The sequence below is a fragment of the Catenuloplanes indicus genome (assembly GCF_030813715.1).
In the GTDB taxonomy this organism is placed as follows: domain Bacteria; phylum Actinomycetota; class Actinomycetes; order Mycobacteriales; family Micromonosporaceae; genus Catenuloplanes; species Catenuloplanes indicus.
In genome coordinates this window covers 2,192,962-2,211,574 of record NZ_JAUSUZ010000001.1, presented here as the reverse complement: position 1 = coordinate 2,211,574, position 18,613 = coordinate 2,192,962, and the positions used below count along the sequence as shown (strand labels likewise).

The following is an 18,613-nucleotide window of genomic DNA, read 5'->3' as shown; positions in this document are numbered from 1 at the left end:
GTTGAGAAGGGTCGCTCGCCCGGGGGATCAGGCGAGCGTGGCCGGGAAGCGGTCCCACACGCGGTGCCGCGCGAGGAACTGCTGGAGCGTGGTGAGCGCGCCGGGGCCGGACTCGGCGAGGAAGACGCCGGGCGTGCCGGTGATCCCGGCCTGCTCCAGCACGGCGGTGCCGGTGCCCCAGGCGCCGACCGGCTTGGCGTGCCGCCAGGCCTCCTCGACCAGCAGCCGCACCCGGGGGTCGACGGCGAGCGCGCCGGCCGCACCGGCCTTGGCGTCCCGCGCCGGGATCGCGTCCGCGGCCGGGGTGGCCGCGTCCGCGATCAGGATCGCGTCGAACTCCACGGACCGCGCGGTGTTGAACGTGCGCTGCACGTCCAGGCCACCGGCCTTGCCACCGGCCGGCGCGATGATCAGCGGCAGCGCCCCGGCGGCCAGGATCGCCTCGCGGACCGCACCGGCACCGTCGGCGCCGTCCGGGCCGACCACGATGCCGATGATCCGGCCGTCGGCCGGCCACTCCTGGCCGAGCTGGGACAGCGCGGGGCTGGGCGCGACCTCGGCCGGCTCGACCGTGGCGGCCGGTGCGGGCAGGCCGAGCCCGGCCGCGACCTGCGCGCACAGGTCCGCGTCGATGTTGGCGAGCGCGAGCAGCTGACGCTCCTTGATCGCCTGCTCGTAGCACTTGCCGAGCTCGAACGTGTACGCGGAGACGATGTGCTCCTTCTCCACCGGCGTCATGCTCTGCCAGAAGAGCCGCACCTGCGAGTAGTGGTCGTCGAACGAGACCGGGTTCTCCCGTACCTTCGTCGACTCGGCGACCCGGACCGGCAGGTCGGCGAACGCCTTCTCGGTGGTCTCGAACGGGTTGCCGCCGTCCAGCGAGTTCGGCTTGTACGGCGCCACGCCCGCGTGCACGGCCTGCTGGTGGAAGCCGTCCCGGAGCATGTCGTTGACCGGAGCATGCGGCCGGTTGACCGGGATGTGCGAGTAGTTCGGCCCGCCGAGCCGGGTCAGCTGCGTGTCGACGTAGGAGAAGAGGCGGCCCTGCAGCAGCGGGTCGTTGGTGACGTCGATGCCGGGCGGCAGGTGGCCGAGGTGGAACGCGACCTGCTCGGTCTCGGCGAAGAAGTTCGTGGGGTTGCGGTTGAGCACGAGGCGGCCGATCGGCTGCACCTCGGCCAGCTCCTCCGGCACGATCTTGGTCGGGTCGAGCAGGTCGATGCCGGCGAACGTCTCGTCCGGCGTGTCCGGGAAGACCTGCACGCCGAGCTCGTACTCCGGGTACGCGCCCGCCTCGATCGCGTCGTAGAGGTCGCGCCGGTGGTAGTCCGGGTCGACGCCGGCGATCAGCTGCGCCTCCTCCCAGACCAGCGAGTGCACGCCGAGCTTCGGCTTCCAGTGGAACTTGACCAGCACCGTCTCGCCGGCGTCGTTGACCATCCGGAACGTGTGGACGCCGAAGCCCTCCATGTGCCGGTACGAGCGCGGGATGCCCCGGTCGGACATGTTCCAGATGGTGTGGTGCTGCGCCTCGGTGTGCAGCGACACGAAGTCCCAGAACGTGTCGTGCGCGCTCTGCGCCTGCGGGATCTCCCGGTCCGGGTGCGGCTTGCCGGCGTGGATGATGTCCGGGAACTTGATCGCATCCTGGATGAAGAACACCGGGATGTTGTTCGCGACCAGGTCGAACGTACCCTCGCTGGTGTAGAACTTGGTGGCGAAGCCACGGGTGTCGCGGACCGTGTCGGCGGAGCCGCGCGAGCCCAGCACGGTGGAGAACCGGACGAACACCGGTGTCTCCGCGTTCTTCTTCAGGAACCCGGCGCTGGTGATCGCCTCGGCGCTGCCGTACGCGGTGAACACGCCGTGCGCGCCGGTGCCACGGGCGTGCACCACGCGCTCCGGGATGCGCTCGTGGTCGAAGTGCGTGATCTTCTCGCGGAAGTGGTGGTCCTGCATCAGGATCGGGCCGCGGGGGCCGGCCTTGAGCGAGTGATCCGTGTCGCGGAGCCGGGCGCCCTGCGCGGTGGTGAGGTACGCGCCCTGCTGGCCGCGGGCGGTCTTCGGGGCCCCGGTGTCGAAGCCGGTCGGCGTGACCGGTTCCGGCGTGCCCTGATCGCTCTTCGGCGGGAGTGGCTCGCGCGGCGTCGTCGGCTCCGCCACGCCCGGTGTGCCGCTGCCCGGCGTCCCGGGGACCGTGGGTTCGGTGACGGCTTCCACGGCGTCCTTCACCGCGTCGACGATCTTGCGCGCTTCCATGCGGTAGCCCCTTCGAGTTCGGTCTGCATGACCCGCATACCCGGGCACTGAGGTGCCAAACGGGCTTCCACCAGAACTAAAGGTGATCGAATAGTTACTTAGAGCATTAGCCTGTGCGAGTCTGGCAATTGTGGTTTCAGGTGGCAAACCGAGGGAAGGAACCGGGCCGCGGGGCCGGACGGCTCACGCGGAGTCTGAAGAGTGGGGCCGCCGCATGTCGGCATTCGTCGGTGAAGAGCTCGACCTCGACCTGTGCGCCGAGGAGTACACCCGGGCGCGCGCGAGCGCGGGCCCGGCCGCGAGTGACCGGTTGCGGGAGGATTTCATCCGCGCCGCCATGCCGCTCGCCGGCCGGCTGGCCAGCCGCTACTGCGGACGCGGCGAGCCGGCGGAGGACCTGGAGCAGGTCGCGCGGATCGGCCTGGTCAAGACCGTCGACCGGTACGACGCGGAGCGCGGCTCGTTCACCGCGTTCGCCGTGGTCACCATCCGCGGTGAGCTGCGCCGGCACTTCCGCGACCACACCTGGAGCGTGCACGTGCCGCGCCGCCTGCAGGACCTGGGCCTGGAGGTGAAGCGCGCCGCGGACATGCTGACCGCCCGCTTCTCCCGCCCGCCGACGCAGGCGGAGATCGCCGGCTACCTCGGCGTGGACGAGTCCGACGTGCGCGCGGCCCGCACCTCGCTGGCCGGCTATTCGTCCGAGTCGTTGAATCGTCGCATCTCGGACGCGGACGACACCGAGATCGGTGACCTGCTCGGCGCGCTGGACCCGGACCTGGCCGCGGTCGAGGACCGCACCACGCTGGAGGACCTGCTGCTGCGCGTGCCGCGCCGGGACCGCCGCATGCTGGCGCTGCGCTTCTGGGGCAACCTCAGCCAGGCGGAGATCGCGGACCAGTTCGGCATCTCCCAGATGCAGGTGTCCCGGCTGCTCAGCCGCGCGCTGACCTGGCTACGGACCGCGATGCTGACCGACGTGGTGCCGCCGTGGCCGGGCGAGGCCGACGAGCCCGGCGTGCGCGTGGTGGTGACCAGCGCACCCGGCCGGACCCGGGTGATCCGCCTGTACGGCGAGATCGACCGGGACAACGCGAGCGAGCTGCGGGTCCGGCTGATGGGCGCGCTCTCCACCGGGCGGCCGAGTCGCCTGGAGGTGGATCTCAGCGGCGTGCCGCTGCTGGACGCGGCGGGCATGCGGGCGCTGATGGCGGTCCGGGAGATCGCGGCCGCGCGCCGCGTCGGCCTGCGGTACACCGGCGTCTCGCCGTACCTGGAGCAGCTCATCCGGGCGACCGGCCTGGGCGTGCTGCTGAGCTGACCGGTGGTGCCCCGCCGGCCTGCCCACGCCGCCTTGCCGGTGCGTGCGGCCTTGCCGGTGCGTGCCGCCCCGCCGGCTCCTGCCTCATGACGAGCGGTCGGCGATCCGGTCGATGAGCTGGCGGATCAGCGTGGCCGCGCGGTCGGCGTCGTCCGCGGTCTGCCGGTAGCGGCCCACCGAGGTCCGGCCGGCCATCCGGCGGCTGAGCGCGGCCTTCTCCTCCAGCGCCCGCAGCGCGGTCCAGAGCGCGCCCTCGGTCGCCACGTCCTGCTCGTCCAGCAGGCTCTCCGACGACCAGGCATGCCCGACCCGGCAGCGGAAGTGCGGGATCGGCTCGCCGCCCACCTCGAACAGGTTGCCGCCGCAGTCCGGGCAGCCGAACCCGGACGGCGTGGCGCCGGGCACTCCGTCCGTGGTGCGGGCCGCGGCGTCGCTGATCGCGACCTCGTCGTCCAGGCGCGGATCCATGTCCAGATCAAGACCTTCCGGCAACGGTACGGACGTGAGCCTCGCCAGCAGGTCACCCATCTCGGCCGCGGTGGCGACATGATCCGCTGCGCGCCGGGCGGCCACCGCCATCGGCATCGACGGGTACAGCGCGTCCTGCGGATCCTGGATCACGGTCAGGCCGCCGCGCCGCGCGATGTCGTACGCACCGGACGCGCCGTCCGCCTGTGCCCCGGACAGCACCACGCCGATCGCGCGTGGCCCGGCCGCCCGGGCGACGGACCGGAACAGCGGGTCGACCGCGGGCCGGTGCCCGTTCTCGGACGGACCGTGGCTGAGCCGTAGCCGGTCGCCGAGCAGCAGCAGATGATGACCGGGCCGTGCCACGTGGACCCGCCCCGGCGTGACCGGTTCACCGTCGGCCGCGGCCGTCACCGGGAGCGCGCAGTGCCGGTTCAGGATCGCCGGCAGCGCGCTCGGCGCCTCCCGCGGCATGTGCAGCACCACGAGCACGGCCGCGGGCAGCCCGGCCGGCAGCCCGTGGACGAGCGCGCGCAGCGCCTCGACTCCTCCGGCGGACGCGCCCACCGCGATGACGTCCCGGTGTGTCATCGGCACTGCATACCCCGGCGCCCCGGACGCGAACCCCCGCCTGCACCAGCGCGTGCTCGAGGCGATCTGAGCGTGTACTGCGATCGCGTCCGGTGCTACGGTCGGCCGCCATGCGCACCGAGCAGCCCGGTCCGTTGACCGCCGCCCTCCGCGGGGGCCGGCTCGCACCCCGCGCCGCCGTCGACCGGGCCGCGTTCGCGGACGTCCCGGCGGCCACCCGGGACGCGATCACCGCGATCGCGGACGAGACACCGGGCACGCCCTGGCCGCAGCCGACGCTCACCCGCTGGCGTGCTGCTCACCGGCGACGACGACCCGGGCCCGATCATCGAGTCGGCCGTGCGCAGCCTGGACGCCTACCTCGCCGGCGTGCCCGGCGACGGCGGCTGCCCGGAGGGCATCTCCTACTGGTGGCACTCCGGCGCGCGGCTGTTCGAGGCGCTCGAGCTGCTCGGCGTACCCGATGATGTCTGGACGGATCCGCTGATCCACCGGATCGCGCGGTTCCCGCTCACCGTGCACCTCGGCGGCGACTGGAGCGCCAGCTTCGGCGACGGCACCGCCCGGGTGCCGCGCACGGACGGCCGCGCCCGCAAGGATCACCTCTCGCCCGCGCTGCTGCACCGGTACGGCCGCGCGGTCGGCGACGCCGAGATCACCGCGTTCGCCCGGGCGTCCCGCGGCGACGACCCGCTGACCACGCTGCCCAGCCCGCTGGGCCGGGCAATCGCCGCGCTGACCGACCCGGCCTGGCGCGACGCGGCCCCGCGGGACTTTCCCGCGCCGCCGGTGCAGTGGCTGCCGGAGACCCAGGTGGCGTCGCTGCGCGGCGGCGCGCTGCACCTGATCGCGAAGGCCGGTCACAACGACGAACCGCACAACCACAACGACGTCGGCAGTTTCGTGCTGGCCGTGCGCGGCGAGCCGGTCGTGGTCGACGCCGGCACCGGCGTCTACGACCGGGACAGCTTCGGCCCGGACCGCTACCGCGTCTGGTTCACCCGGTCCGCGTTCCACAGCGTCCCGGAGATCGACGGCCACGAGCAGGCGCCCGGTCCCGCGTACGCCGCCCGGGACGTGCGGCTGACCGGGCGCACCTGCACGCTCGACCTGGCCGGTGCCTACCCGGCCGCGGCCGGCATCGAGACCCTGCGCCGCACGTTCACGATCGACGACGATCTGGTCACGCTCACCGACGCGTGGCGGCTCGACCACCGCCCACGGCGGATCACGCTGCGCCTGTTGCTCCGCGACGACCACCGGGCGGTACGCATCGCGCTGCCGGGCCACGTGCAGGCGCGCACCGCGCACATCACGCTGACCGACCCGCAGCTGAAAGCGGTCTGGGGTGACCGGCTGACGCTGATGACGCTGGACGTGACCTCGCCGGCCGCCACCGGCGAGGTCACCGTCCGGTTCACACCCGGGCGAGCAACGACCTGACCGCCGCCATCGTCCGCCGCGCGTTCTCCGCCGGGTCCAGCGCCCGCAGCGTGGTGGACAGCACCTCCACGGACAGCGGCACGTCCGCACCGGTCGCCCGCAGCGCGGCCAGCAGCCCGGCCAGGTCGAAGTCGCCCTCGCCGGGCAGCAGCCGCTCGTCGACGCAGTCCTGGTAGACGGTGCCCTTCGGCGTCGTGTGCCCGTCGGTCAGCTCCAGGCCGGCCACGTGCCGGGCCGCCACCGAGGTCACCACGTCCATCCCGGCCGGGTCGCGGAACACGTGCCAGGCGTCGAACATCAGGCCGGCGTTCGGCCGGTCCACCGCGCGGACCAGGTCATGCGCGGCCACATGGTCGAATCCGGGCAGCACCACGACCGGCTCCAGCGCCACCGTGGTGCCGGCCGCGGCGGCCCGGTCGCACAGCGCCGCGAACCGCTCCGCCAGCAGATCCGCCTCGGGCCGCACGGCCGGCGGCACCAGCAGCACCGCGGTCTTGATCCGCGGTACGCCGAACGTCTCCGCGTACCGCAGTAACGCCTCCTCCGGCTCGCGGTCACCGGCGAACCAGCCGTACATCGCCTCCAGCTCCACGAACCGCACGCCGTGCGCGTCCAGCAGCGCGCGCAGCTCGGCCGGTGAGCGCGTCGCCAGCAACTGGTCCAGTTCGGACACCCGGGTGGCGAGCCCGGTGCCGCCGGACCCGGACACCGCCGCCAGCCGCGTGTCGAACCCGAAGCGCGGCGGCTCCGGCGGCAAGGTGCCGGCCAGCTGCAGATGAGTGAACGTGATCTCCATGACGGCCACGCTAGGCACCGGCGGGTCCGCACCGGTAGAACCGGGGCGCCCGGCTCGAACAGGCCCGCGCCGCCCTGAGCGGCGCCGCACCACCACCGATCTCGGTGCTGGCGGCGCGCTGGCGGTTCGCGGACAGCAGCCACTTCATCCGCGCCTTCCGCAGCCACTACGGCCAGACCCGGCCCAGTTCGCCCGCGAGTCAGCTCATCGTGCCACCGACGATCCCCGGCCGTGATGCGCGATCCGTGCGGTGTCGCGGTCGGGGCTTTCGGCCGTGGGGCCAGTGCCGGCCGCGTTAGCCGGCCATGATCCCGCGTGCTTCCGGACGACGGCGGCCGGAAGGCCGGGATGTGCCGCTCCGGCGCGTCAGGCCGGTGCCGGGCCGGGATCGGCGGCACCGTGCAGCGGGCTCAGCGCCGCCGCTAGGGCGGCCAGGCCGTCGGGCGGGAGCAGCGCGCCGTCCACGCCCAGGCAGCGTGCGCCCGCGGTGCGGAAGTCGGCCGCGTTCGCACTGGTCACGCCGCCGGTGGCGATCAGCGCGGCCTGCGGGAAGACGTCGCGGAGCGCGCGGATCCAGGGCGGGCCGAGCGGGCCGGCCGGGAACGCGGTCAGCCACCGGCAGCCGGTCCGCAGCGCCCGCTGGATCTCGGTCGGCGTGGTCGCACCGGGTACATGGGCGAGACCGGCCGCGAGGCTGACCCGCAGCACGTCCGGGTCGAAGCCGGGCGCCAGCGTGAACGTCGCACCGGCGGCCTTCGCGACCGGCACCAGATCGGGCGTGAGCACACCGCCCGCGCCGACCACCTCGCCACGCTCCGCGCCGAGCCGGGCGACCGCGGCGAGCGCGTCCCGGGACGACGGTGCGTGCAGCGGCACCTCGACCACGCCGAGACCGGTGTCCCAGACGGCCTCGGCCAGCGCCACGGTCCGGTCGATCGGCAGGCCCCGCAGTACGGCCAGCAGCACCCGCCCGGCGAAGACGCGGTCCAGCACCTGCGCGGCCGACGGCAACTCACGCACCGGCCGCGCGGCTCCGGGCCGGCGCGCGCTGATCTCGTACCCCCGTGGTGGTGTTTTGTCCGAGTTTATCGACCACGGCGGCGTGCCGCGGACGCGCCGGAAAACCGATGGGCACGCCACCCCGCCCGGTGCGACCATCGTCCGCGGCGATTCCGGACGGGGAGCACGATGCGTCGCGGACCGGGCCGGCCGGCCGCTGTACTACGTGTTCGAGTGACCGGCGCCCGGGAACGCCCCGGGCGCCGGCCGCCGGTCAGGGACCGGTCTCGCCGGTGACCGCGAGCACCGCCCGCCGGTTGTAGGCGCGGCCGTCGTCGGTGTCGTCGGGCCGGTCCGGCCGGTCGTGGCCGAGGCCGCTGGCGGTCAGCCGGTCGCCGTCGATCCCGAACGAGACGAGCACGTCACGCACCGCGGCCGCCCGCTCCGCGCTGAGCGGATCGCCCGCCTCGAACGCGTCGGTGTGCCCCTCGATCCGGACCGTCGCGCTCGGATACGCGTTCAGCAGACCCGCGGCACGCCACAGGTTCCGCTGCGCCTGCGGCGACAGCCAGGCACTGCCCTCCGGGAACAACAACGGGGGTACGTCGGCCAGCTGCTCGCCGAGGCCCACGACCTCGAGCCGGTCGACGACCGTCAGCCCGGTGTCACGGGCGGCCGTGGTCAGCGCGACCCACTCCACCTCGGACCCGGCGGTACCGGCCAGCGTCAGCACACCGTCCCGCAGATCCACGGTGAGAGCGGCCGCTTCGCGCGGCAGCACCCCCAGCAACCCGGGCAGCCCGGCGAGCCCGTCACCGGTGACGTCGCCGGCCGAGACCCGGTCGTCGACCGCGGCGAACCCGTCCAGCGCGTCGCGGATCGGCCCGCGGTCGGTCGCGCTCGGCACCGTACCGGTGAGCGCGACCCGGCCGGCCGCGACGGTCACCCGCAGGGATGGAGCCGGCAGACGCACCGGCTCGGCCGCCGGCGGCACCACGGTCCGCACCGTGCGCACGCCCTCCAGCCCCGAGACGATCTCCCGCGCCCGGGACGCGGCCGCCTCGTCACCGGCGCGGAGCACGCCGTCCCGCCCGGTGAACGCGACCTCGACCGGCGGCAGCCCGCCCGCCTCGGCCAGCGCCTGCGCGGACCGCCGCGTGAGGTCGTCCTCCATGCGATGCCGGTTCGGGCCGACCTGCAACGCGACGACCGCGACCATGCCGATCACCGACACCAGCCACACGAACAGAAGCCGCCGACGCGTCGTCATCGCGCAACCTCCGCGTCCCGCACCGCACCCTGAGGCTCGCCACCGGCCACGGCCGCCTTCTGCGCACCGCCGCCGTCGTGCCGCTCGGCCGCCGCCCCGGCCCGCCGCTCGGCACGGCTTCGGCCCTTCCGGCTGTTCGGTGTCCCGGCCCCGCCGGCTTCCGGGGTTACCGGCGCCGCGGTTCCTTTCGGGTCCTGGAGCGCGGGACTCGCCGGCGCGGCGGACCCTGGGGTCACCGGAGCCGTGGTCGCGGTAGCGCCTTCGGGCGCGTGCGTCGTGGTGGCGCCGCTGTCTTGCGCCGTTGACGTCGTGGTTGCACTGGGTGCTGCTGTCGTCTGAGCCGCGATCGCGTCGGGGCCCCGGGACGTCTGACCTGCGGTTGCGCCGGGGGTCGGGAGCGCCGGAGCCGCAGTGGTGCCGGCGCTCTGACGGATCTGAGTTGTCGTCGCGCCGGGGCTCTGTGGTGCCGGGAGCGTGGCTGTGCCGGAGGCCTGTGGTGCGGGAGCGGGGGAGGCGCCGGAGGTGGGGGTGGGAGGTGCGGTGTTGTCGCCGGTGTCCGGGGTGGGCTGGTGTGCGGTGGAAGAGGGCTGCTGTTCGGGGCGGCCGGCGATCAGCCTGGCGGTGAGGGCGCGGAACGCGGCCTCCTCCCCGTCGGCGAGGAGGCGGGCCTGGCGGCTCCAGGTGGTGAGGCTGGGCGCGAAGGACAGCCCAGCGGTTTTGATCGCGGCGCGTTTGGTGGCGTCGTCGGCCGCCGCGAGCTGGGCGAAGGTGCGGATGCCGGCCGCACGGAGCGCGGTCGCCATGGCGGCGCCGATGCCCTCGATGCGCTCCAGCTCGTCGTCGGTCTTCTCGACCGGGGCGGCGGCGGGCGTCGCCTTTTCCGGGCGTCGGCGTATGTGTGAGAACCGTCCGGCGAAGAAGCCGAGAACGAACATCGTGAGAAGCATGAGAAGTGACTGAATGATGAACCAGCGCACGCCTGACCTCCGGAAACACGCTGAAGAACCGCAACGGAGAACCGTTGCGGGAATGGTGGGAAAAGGAATGGTTCCGGCGGCCGTCCGGGGGACCGCGCGTATCCTATATGGACTTTCGCGTTCTTTGGCTCGGCGTAAGTGCGTGACGTAGCGGCTACGTAGCGTCTGGATATCATTGGTGGACGCTGATTTGCGCGCGACGGCCGGGACCGCGTAACTTTCTCTTCGCCACGGGGAACCGGACGAACAGGGCGAAAGCCGCTGAGAGGCTGGAACTGGGGCAACCGGGTGGTGTGACCGGATCGGGAGGACCCCGATTTGGAGTTGCGAAACCGGCCGGGTAGAGTAGGACAGCCAGCGGGAGCCGGGCGAGCGCGATCTGTACCAAGGATCAGCGGCCGGTCCGCGGGATTCCCTTCGCAAGACAAACACCGGAAACGGTGGGCGTCAGCGTGGGGAAATCCGGGCGCTCAGCTTTCGGATAATCCGGCAGCTCCTCACGGAGAGCGGATTTGACGAGGCGGAAACGGCCGGGTAACGTTGAACAAGTGCCCGGCGGAAACGACGGACACGAAAACGAACGAAATGCCCCACGACGGGGTCCGGTTAACCCGGGTCGCGGTGTGGTGTGTGGTTGTTCTTTGAGAACTCAACAGGGTGCTTGAAAAGCCAGTGCCAATTGTTTTATACCCCGGCCGGAGCTTTGGTTTCGGTTGGATTCCTTTGGCAGTTTGATGACTGTCGGGACAGATTTTCTCTAGATTTCGTTGGAGAGTTTGATCCTGGCTCAGGACGAACGCTGGCGGCGTGCTTAACACATGCAAGTCGAGCGGAAAGGCCCTTCGGGGTACTCGAGCGGCGAACGGGTGAGTAACACGTGAGTAACCTGCCCCAGACTTTGGGATAACCCTCGGAAACGGGGGCTAATACCGGATACTCCTTCAGATTCGCATGGATCAGTCGGGAAAGTTTTTCGGTCTGGGATGGACTCGCGGCCTATCAGCTTGTTGGTGGGGTAATGGCCTACCAAGGCGACGACGGGTAGCCGGCCTGAGAGGGCGACCGGCCACACTGGGACTGAGACACGGCCCAGACTCCTACGGGAGGCAGCAGTGGGGAATATTGCACAATGGGCGGAAGCCTGATGCAGCGACGCCGCGTGAGGGATGACGGCCTTCGGGTTGTAAACCTCTTTCAGCAGGGACGAAGCGCAAGTGACGGTACCTGCAGAAGAAGCGCCGGCCAACTACGTGCCAGCAGCCGCGGTAAGACGTAGGGCGCGAGCGTTGTCCGGATTTATTGGGCGTAAAGAGCTCGTAGGCGGCTTGTCGCGTCGAATGTGAAATCCCGTGGCTCAACTGCGGGTCTGCATTCGATACGGGCAGGCTAGAGTTCGGTAGGGGAGACTGGAATTCCTGGTGTAGCGGTGAAATGCGCAGATATCAGGAGGAACACCGGTGGCGAAGGCGGGTCTCTGGGCCGATACTGACGCTGAGGAGCGAAAGCGTGGGGAGCGAACAGGATTAGATACCCTGGTAGTCCACGCTGTAAACGTTGGGCGCTAGGTGTGGGGGGCCTCTCCGGTCCTCTGTGCCGCAGCTAACGCATTAAGCGCCCCGCCTGGGGAGTACGGCCGCAAGGCTAAAACTCAAAGGAATTGACGGGGGCCCGCACAAGCGGCGGAGCATGCGGATTAATTCGATGCGACGCGAAGAACCTTACCTGGGTTTGACATCACCGCAAATCCTCCAGAGATGGGGGGTCCTTCGGGGGCGGTGACAGGTGGTGCATGGCTGTCGTCAGCTCGTGTCGTGAGATGTTGGGTTAAGTCCCGCAACGAGCGCAACCCTCGTTCCATGTTGCCAGCACGTTATGGTGGGGACTCATGGGAGACTGCCGGGGTCAACTCGGAGGAAGGTGGGGATGACGTCAAGTCATCATGCCCCTTATGTCCAGGGCTTCACGCATGCTACAATGGCCGGTACAATGGGCTGCGATACCGTGAGGTGGAGCGAATCCCAAAAAGCCGGTCTCAGTTCGGATCGGGGTCTGCAACTCGACCCCGTGAAGTCGGAGTCGCTAGTAATCGCAGATCAGCAACGCTGCGGTGAATACGTTCCCGGGCCTTGTACACACCGCCCGTCACGTCACGAAAGTCGGCAACACCCGAAGCCGGTGGCCCAACCCCTTGTGGGAGGGAGCCGTCGAAGGTGGGGCTGGCGATTGGGACGAAGTCGTAACAAGGTAGCCGTACCGGAAGGTGCGGCTGGATCACCTCCTTTCTAAGGAGCAACTTCACCTGAAAAGGTGCAAGAAGCCCGCGGTCCGCGAATGCCGGATCGGGGTGCTCATAGGCGGAGACACTGGCCGAGATGAGAGCCGGCAACGGCCGACCTGCCTAGTACACCTCAGCGATGGGGAAGGAACGGTGCGAGGGTTCGGTGCGGCTAGCACGATTCGATTAGCACCCTGTTGAGTCCTGAAGGAACAACCGTGAGGTTGGGTCTTCGAGGAACTGAACGCCAGGCATGACCTTGCGCGACATACCGCCGAATGTTTTCGGGCTGGTGTTGTGTGTGGTGGTTGTGGGTTGGTTGTTTGTTGAGAATTGCACAGTGGACGCGAGCATCTTTGTTTTCTGTAGGTCAAGTTGTCAAGGGCGAACGGTGGATGCCTTGGCACCAGGAGCCGATGAAGGACGTGGGAGGCGACGATACGCCTGGGGGAGCTGTCAACCGAGCTGTGATCCCAGGATTTCCGAATGGGGGAACCCGGCGTCAGTCATGTGACGTCACCCGTATCTGAATTCATAGGATACGTGGAGGGAACGCGGGGAAGTGAAACATCTCAGTACCCGCAGGAAGAGAAAACAACATGTGATTCCGCGAGTAGTGGCGAGCGAAAGCGGATCTAGCCTAAACCGATATCGCGTGATACCTGTCAGGGGTTGCGTTATCGGGGTCGTGGGACCATCTTTCCATTACTGACATGGTGGACGAAAGTTACAAAGTCGATTGTTAACGGAACAGTCTGGAATGTCTGGCCGTAGACGGTGAAAGTCCGGTACGTGAAAATAGTCGATCTTTCGTGATGGCACCCGAGTAGCAGCGGACTCCTGAAATCTGCTGTGAATCTGCCAGGACCACCTGGTAAGGCTGAATACTTCCTGGTGACCGATAGCGGACGAGTACCGTGAGGGAATGGTGAAAAGTACCCCGGGAGGGGAGTGAAATAGTACCTGAAACCGTTCGCCTACAATCCGTCGGAGCCTTTTGGGGTGACGGCGTGCCTTTTGAAGAATGAGCCTGCGAGTTAGTGGCATGTGGCGAGGTTAACCCGGGTGGGGTAGCCGTAGCGAAAGCGAGTCTGAAGAGGGCGTTCGAGTCGCATGTTCTAGACCCGAAGCGGGGTGATCTAGCCATGGGCAGGCTGAAGCGCGGGTAAGACCGTGTGGAGGGCCGAACCCACCAACGTTGAAAAGTTGGGGGATGACCTGTGGTTAGGGGTGAAAGGCCAATCAAACTCCGTGATAGCTGGTTCTCCCCGAAATGCATTTAGGTGCAGCGTTGCGTGTTTCTTGCCGGAGGTAGAGCACTGGATGGCCTAGGGGCCCTACAAGGTTACTGAAGTCAGCCAAACTCCGAATGCCGGTAAGTGAGAGCGTGGCAGTGAGACTGCGGGGGATAAGCTTCGTAGTCGAGAGGGAAACAGCCCAGATCGCCAGCTAAGGCCCCTAAGCGTGTGCTAAGTGGAAAAGGATGTGGGATCGCATTGACAACCAGGAGGTTGGCTTAGAAGCAGCCACCCTTTAAAGAGTGCGTAATAGCTCACTGGTCAAGTGGTTCCGCGCCGACAATGTAGCGGGGCTCAAGTACACCGCCGAAGCTGTGGCATTCACACTTTGTGTGGATGGGTAGGGGAGCGTCGTTCAGCGGGTGAAGCTGCCGGGTGACCGAGTGGTGGACGCTGGACGAGTGAGAATGCAGGCATGAGTAGCGAATGAAGGGTGAGAATCCCTTCCGCCGGATGACCAAGGGTTCCAGGGCCAGGCTAATCCGCCCTGGGTGAGTCGGGACCTAAGGCGAGGCCGAGAGGCGTAGTCGATGGACAACGGGTTGATATTCCCGTACCCGCGAAGAAGCGTCCCTGCCGAACCTCACTGTGCTAACCACGCGAACTGATTGACGTCTTCGGACTGATAAAGGGGAGTCTGGGATCCTGGTGGGTAGTAGGCAAGCGATGGGGTGACGCAGGAAGGTAGCTGAGCCCGGTGAGTGGTTGTGCCGGGGTAAGCGTGTAGGCCGTGTCATAGGCAAATCCGTGACGCATATAGGCTGAGACGTGATGCCGAGCCGATTCAGGTGAAGTCAGTGATCCTATGCTGCCGAGAAAAGCCTCTAGCGAGCTTTGAGCGGCCCGTACCCTAAACCGACACAGGTGGTCAGGTAGAGAATACCGAGGCGACGGGTGAACTGTGGTTAAGGAACTCGGCAAATTGCCCCCGTAACTTAGGGAGAAGGGGGGCCGGACGCGTGAAGCCACTTGCTGGTGGAGCGTGGTATGGCCGCAGAGAGCAGGGGGAAGCGACTGTTTACTAAAAACACAGGTCCATGCGAAGTCGTAAGACGATGTATATGGACTGACGCCTGCCCGGTGCTGGAACGTTAAGGGGACCGGTTAGCCCGTAAGGGCGAGGCTGAGAACTTAAGCGCCAGTAAACGGCGGTGGTAACTATAACCATCCTAAGGTAGCGAAATTCCTTGTCGGGTAAGTTCCGACCTGCACGAATGGCGTAACGACTTCCCCACTGTCTCAACCACAGGCCCGGCGAAATTGCAGTACGAGTAAAGATGCTCGTTACGCGCGGCAGGACGGAAAGACCCCGGGACCTTTACTATAGCTTGACATTGGTATTTGGGTTGGCTTGTGTAGGATAGGTGGGAGCCGGTGAAGCTCGGACGCCAGTTCGGGTGGAGGCAATCTTGAAATACCACTCTGGTTGATCTGGGTATCTAACTTCGGGCCCTTATCGGGTTCAGGGACAGTGTCTGGTGGGTAGTTTAACTGGGGCGGTTGCCTCCTAAAGGGTAACGGAGGCGCCCAAAGGTTCCCTCAGCCTGGTTGGCAATCAGGTGTTGAGTGTAAGTGCACAAGGGAGCTTGACTGTGAGACTGACGGGTCGAGCAGGGACGAAAGTCGGGACTAGTGATCCGGCACTTGCGTGTGGAAGCGGTGTCGCTCAACGGATAAAAGGTACCCCGGGGATAACAGGCTGATCTTCCCCAAGAGTCCATATCGACGGGATGGTTTGGCACCTCGATGTCGGCTCGTCGCATCCTGGGGCTGTAGCAGGTCCCAAGGGTTGGGCTGTTCGCCCATTAAAGCGGTACGCGAGCTGGGTTTAGAACGTCGTGAGACAGTTCGGTCCCTATCCGCCGCGCGCGTAGGATACTTGAGAAGGGCTGTCCCTAGTACGAGAGGACCGGGACGGACGAACCTCTGGTGTGCCAGTTGTCCTGCCATGGGCATGGCTGGTTGGCTACGTTCGGAAGGGATAACCGCTGAAAGCATCTAAGCGGGAAGCTCGCTTCAAGATGAGGTATCCCACCCACTTCGGTGGGGTAAGGCTCCCAGTAGATGACTGGGTTGATAGGCCGGAGATGTAAGCACGGTAACGTGTTGAGTTGACCGGTACTAATAGGCCGAGGACTTGACTACATTAAACGTGCAAAGTTTGCTACGCGTCCACTGTGTGATATCTGAACAAACAACCGTGACGATCCACCGGTTAAGTTCATAGTGTTACGGCGGTTATAGCGAGAGGGAAACGCCCGGTTACATTCCGAACCCGGAAGCTAAGCCTTTCAGCGCCGATGGTACTGCACTCGGGAGGGTGTGGGAGAGTAGGACGCCGCCGGACTTCTTCATGATCAGGGCCACCCCATCCGGGGTGGCCCTGATGTGTTTTCAGGCCCCGGACCTGTGCCGATGGTTGGCATAGTGGGCCGCGGTGGCGGCGGAGACCTCGGCGAGATCGGCGATGACCGACTCGGGCGACAGCACCGTTACATCGGTGCCGAACGCGAGCAGCGTGCGCGCGGCCGGCAGGGCCGCGAAGCGCAGCTCGACCTCGACCGCTTCCGTCGCCTTCGCCGGCACCGCGGAGACCAGCTCAGCCCGGTGCAACAGCGCGAACCGGGCCAGTGCCGCCGGCGCGACCCGCACCCGGACGGTCAACCGGGCCGGGAATTCGTCGACCCGCGCCCTGAGCGTCTCCCACTCGGCTGCCAGCGTGGTGTGCCGCCGATCCGCCGGCGCGTCCATCACCTCCGCGTCCACCACGCGGTCCGCGCGGTACAGGCGCGGGGCGCCGTCCCGGTCCGCCACGAGGTACCAGACACCGGCCTTCTCCACCAGGCCGTAGGGGTCCACCACCCGGTCGGTGGGCGCGGACGCGTCGCCGGAGCGGTAGCGCAGGCGCAGCCGCCGATCGGTGAAGACGGCCTCCTGCAGTGTGGACAGGTCCACGGACGACGCGCCGGTACGCCACCGGACGGGGTCCACGATGATCCGGCGTGCCACCAGGTCGGCCGCCTCCCGGTGCGGCGCGGGCAACGCCGCCATGATCTTGCGAAGCGCCGACCCGGCCGCGGCACCGAGCCCGAGGGCTGCGTGTGTGTCGCCGGTGAGCAGAACGAACAGTGCGCGGGCCTCGTCCGCGGTCATGCCGGTCACGTCCGTGCGGAAGCCGGCCAGCAGCGCGATGCCGCCGTGCCGCCCGCGCTCGGTGTAGACCGGGATGCCGGCCGCGGAGAGCGCCTCCACGTCCCGGAGCACGGTCCGCACCGACACCTCGAGGCGGCGTGCCAGCTCCGGCGCGGGCAGCCGCCCATGTGTCTGCAGCAGCAGGAGCAGTGACAGCAGACGGTCGGAGCGCATCGGCGTACCCCCGCGGGTTCGTGATCGGTAATACATGACGGACTGTGTCATGTATCCGCGACATGATCTCTCCGAACGCACGACAGAGGGAGAGAACATGAGCGAGAACACCGCGATCGCCGAGGGGTACGCCACGGCCTGGATGGCACGGGACCTGGACGCCGCGATGGCGTACGTGGCGGAGGACGTCGTGCTGGAGGCGCCGGCCGGGCGGTTCGAGGGTGCGGATGCGTACCGTGGGTTCCTGGAGCGTTTCATGGGGTTGATGACCTCCGCGGAGATCACCGCGGTCTACGGCGGCGCGGACGGTGCGGCCGTGCATTACGTCACGGCGACGCGGCCGGTGCCGGTGAGCCGCGGCTCGGACCGTCTGGTCATCCGGGACGGGCTGATCCGCGAGGCGGTCACGATCTTCGACCGGCTGCCCTTCGACCAGGCGACGCGCGCGACTGACCGTGAGTGAAAGCACGCGATCGCCGGGTCGCACGCTACGTTGAGAAGGTGAAGCTGAAGTTCAAGCCCAGCCGGCAGATGGTGATCATCCTGGTGGTCGCCGCTGCGGCTGTGGCCTGGGGTCTGCTCGCCGGTCGGTCCCCGGAAACGTCGGAACCGGGCACATTGGACGAGCCGGCGCGGCAGGCATGCGCCGACTTCGCGGCCGGCCGGGACGCCGCGGACAGCAAGGGCCCGCGGCTGTCGCTGGCGGACAACGTGATGGCGTCCGCCCGGCGCACCGACAACTCCCGGATCGCGGACAGCGCCTCCGCGCTCGGCCGCAAGGCCAACGACTCCGACCGGGAGTGGGACGAGGCGGCGGACGGCCTCGCCGCCGCATGCGCGGACGCCGGATGGTCCGCCGGCTGACACATCCGGGTGGCGGCCGGTCTAGCGTGCGGGTATGGCCCTGCTCGATCTTGACCCTGACCAGCTGCTCTCCACCACTCGCGCGGTCCGCAAGCGACTCGACCTGACCCGCCCGGTGCCGGACGACCTGATCCGCGAGTGCGTCGCGATGGCGCTGCAGGCGCCGTCCGGCTCCAATGTGGTCACCATGCGCTTCGTGGTGGTGTGCGACGAGGCGAAGCGGCGCGCGGTCGGCGACGTCTACCGCGAGGTCTACGCCGATTACAAGGCGTCGCCGGCCTACCCGGGCAACCCGACCGGTGACCCGGAGCGGGATCGCGTGCAGGCCCGGGTGGCGCGCTCCGCGGACTTCCTCGGCGAACACCTGGGCGACGCGCCGGTGCTGGTGCTGGCTGCGTGGAGGCGCCGAACCGGAGGTACGCGGAGGCGAGCGTCGGCAACATCATGCCCGGGATGTGGAGCTTCATGCTGGCGGCGCGGGCGCGCGGGCTCGGCACCGCGTGGACGTCCATGCACAAGGCGCGTGAGCGCGACGTGGCCGGCATTCTCGGCATCCCGTTCGACACCGTGGCGCAGGCGGTGCTGACCCCGGTCGCGTTCACCAAGGGCACGGACTTCAATCCGGCGCCGCGACCCGCGCCCGACGAGGTCATCCACTGGGACACGTGGTGATCACAAACTCGGGG

The 18,613-nt window shown here is 68.5% G+C and carries 11 protein-coding genes, 3 rRNA genes and 1 pseudogene; 8 read left to right on the top strand and 7 right to left on the bottom strand.

Annotated elements, in window-relative coordinates; translation table 11 throughout:
* Positions 1 to 27: 27 nt before the first annotated feature.
* Positions 28 to 2,259, bottom strand: a complete 2,232-nt coding sequence (locus J2S42_RS10060; protein WP_307237864.1) for a catalase — start codon at positions 2,257 to 2,259, stop codon at positions 28 to 30.
* A gap of 214 nt (positions 2,260 to 2,473) precedes the next feature.
* Between J2S42_RS10060 and J2S42_RS10055 the strand changes: the two genes are divergently transcribed.
* Positions 2,474 to 3,580 carry a sigma-70 family RNA polymerase sigma factor gene (locus J2S42_RS10055; protein WP_307237862.1) on the top strand — a complete coding sequence of 369 codons (1,107 nt, stop codon included), beginning with the start codon at positions 2,474 to 2,476 and terminating at the stop codon, positions 3,578 to 3,580.
* Between the two features lie 84 nt (positions 3,581 to 3,664).
* Here J2S42_RS10055 and J2S42_RS10050 read toward each other — a convergent pair whose 3' ends face one another.
* Entirely contained in the window at positions 3,665 to 4,639 is a 975-nt protein-coding gene (locus J2S42_RS10050; protein ID WP_307237861.1) for a chemotaxis protein CheB, read from the bottom strand.
* A 291-nt stretch (positions 4,640 to 4,930) separates the two neighbouring features.
* Here J2S42_RS10050 and J2S42_RS10045 point away from each other — a divergent pair, with 291 nt between their 5' ends.
* Complete coding sequence (locus J2S42_RS10045) at positions 4,931 to 6,082, top strand: heparinase II/III domain-containing protein (RefSeq protein ID WP_307237859.1); 1,152 nt, start codon at positions 4,931 to 4,933, stop codon at positions 6,080 to 6,082.
* Here the strand turns inward: J2S42_RS10045 and J2S42_RS10040 are convergent.
* From J2S42_RS10040 to J2S42_RS10025, 4 genes are all read right to left on the bottom strand, one after another.
* The gene (locus J2S42_RS10040; RefSeq protein ID WP_307237858.1) at positions 6,057 to 6,878 is read right to left on the bottom strand and encodes a sugar phosphate isomerase/epimerase family protein; all 822 of its coding nucleotides are present in this window, start codon (positions 6,876 to 6,878) and stop codon (positions 6,057 to 6,059) included. The genes J2S42_RS10045 and J2S42_RS10040 overlap by 26 nt on opposite strands.
* Before the next feature lie 366 nt (positions 6,879 to 7,244).
* Positions 7,245 to 7,898, bottom strand: coding sequence for a bifunctional 4-hydroxy-2-oxoglutarate aldolase/2-dehydro-3-deoxy-phosphogluconate aldolase (locus tag J2S42_RS10035; protein ID WP_307237857.1), 654 nt, complete (start codon positions 7,896 to 7,898; stop codon positions 7,245 to 7,247).
* A 253-nt stretch (positions 7,899 to 8,151) separates the two neighbouring features.
* The gene (locus J2S42_RS10030; protein WP_307237854.1) at positions 8,152 to 9,147 is read right to left on the bottom strand and encodes an OmpA family protein; all 996 of its coding nucleotides are present in this window, start codon (positions 9,145 to 9,147) and stop codon (positions 8,152 to 8,154) included.
* Positions 9,144 to 10,124 (bottom strand): helix-hairpin-helix domain-containing protein, encoded by a 981-nt coding sequence (locus J2S42_RS10025; RefSeq protein ID WP_307237852.1) that lies wholly within the window; start codon positions 10,122 to 10,124, stop codon positions 9,144 to 9,146. Before J2S42_RS10025 ends, J2S42_RS10030 begins: the two co-directional genes overlap by 4 nt.
* 764 nt (positions 10,125 to 10,888) lie before the next feature.
* On the opposite strand from J2S42_RS10025, the gene J2S42_RS10020 reads away from it, so the two are divergent.
* From J2S42_RS10020 to rrf, 3 genes are all read left to right on the top strand, one after another.
* A 16S ribosomal RNA gene (locus J2S42_RS10020) occupies positions 10,889 to 12,406 on the top strand.
* A 361-nt stretch (positions 12,407 to 12,767) separates the two neighbouring features.
* Positions 12,768 to 15,842 (top strand): 23S ribosomal RNA (locus J2S42_RS10015).
* Between the two features lie 85 nt (positions 15,843 to 15,927).
* A 5S ribosomal RNA gene (rrf, locus tag J2S42_RS10010) occupies positions 15,928 to 16,044 on the top strand.
* Together the 16S, 23S and 5S rRNA genes form the textbook arrangement of a ribosomal RNA operon.
* 47 nt (positions 16,045 to 16,091) lie before the next feature.
* Here rrf and J2S42_RS10005 read toward each other — a convergent pair.
* Positions 16,092 to 17,063, bottom strand: coding sequence for a helix-turn-helix transcriptional regulator (locus tag J2S42_RS10005; protein ID WP_307237850.1), 972 nt, complete (start codon positions 17,061 to 17,063; stop codon positions 16,092 to 16,094).
* A gap of 97 nt (positions 17,064 to 17,160) precedes the next feature.
* On the opposite strand from J2S42_RS10005, the gene J2S42_RS10000 reads away from it, so the two are divergent.
* The 3 genes and pseudogenes from J2S42_RS10000 (at position 17,161) to J2S42_RS41940 (ending at position 18,599) form a co-directional block, all read left to right on the top strand.
* A complete protein-coding gene (locus J2S42_RS10000) occupies positions 17,161 to 17,526 on the top strand; it encodes a nuclear transport factor 2 family protein (RefSeq protein WP_307237848.1) in 366 nt (121 codons plus the stop codon).
* A gap of 38 nt (positions 17,527 to 17,564) precedes the next feature.
* The gene (locus J2S42_RS09995; protein WP_307237846.1) at positions 17,565 to 17,927 is read left to right on the top strand and encodes a hypothetical protein; all 363 of its coding nucleotides are present in this window, start codon (positions 17,565 to 17,567) and stop codon (positions 17,925 to 17,927) included.
* Positions 17,928 to 17,961: 34 nt separating this feature from the next.
* Positions 17,962 to 18,599, top strand: a pseudogene (locus tag J2S42_RS41940) (nitroreductase family protein).
* Positions 18,600 to 18,613 lie beyond the last annotated feature (14 nt).

Excerpts from the sequence above, each read along its gene's own strand:
- J2S42_RS10060 (WP_307237864.1), bottom strand. The coding sequence starts at position 2,259 with ATGGAAGCGCGCAAGATCGTCGACGCGGTGAAGGACGCCGTGGAAGCC.
- J2S42_RS10055 (WP_307237862.1), top strand. The coding sequence starts at position 2,474 with ATGTCGGCATTCGTCGGTGAAGAGCTCGACCTCGACCTGTGCGCCGAG.
- J2S42_RS10050 (WP_307237861.1), bottom strand. The coding sequence starts at position 4,639 with ATGACACACCGGGACGTCATCGCGGTGGGCGCGTCCGCCGGAGGAGTC.
- J2S42_RS10040 (WP_307237858.1), bottom strand. The coding sequence starts at position 6,878 with ATGGAGATCACGTTCACTCATCTGCAGCTGGCCGGCACCTTGCCGCCG.
- J2S42_RS10030 (WP_307237854.1), bottom strand. The coding sequence starts at position 9,147 with ATGACGACGCGTCGGCGGCTTCTGTTCGTGTGGCTGGTGTCGGTGATC.
- J2S42_RS10005 (WP_307237850.1), bottom strand. The coding sequence starts at position 17,063 with ATGCGCTCCGACCGTCTGCTGTCACTGCTCCTGCTGCTGCAGACACAT.
- J2S42_RS10000 (WP_307237848.1), top strand. The coding sequence starts at position 17,161 with ATGAGCGAGAACACCGCGATCGCCGAGGGGTACGCCACGGCCTGGATG.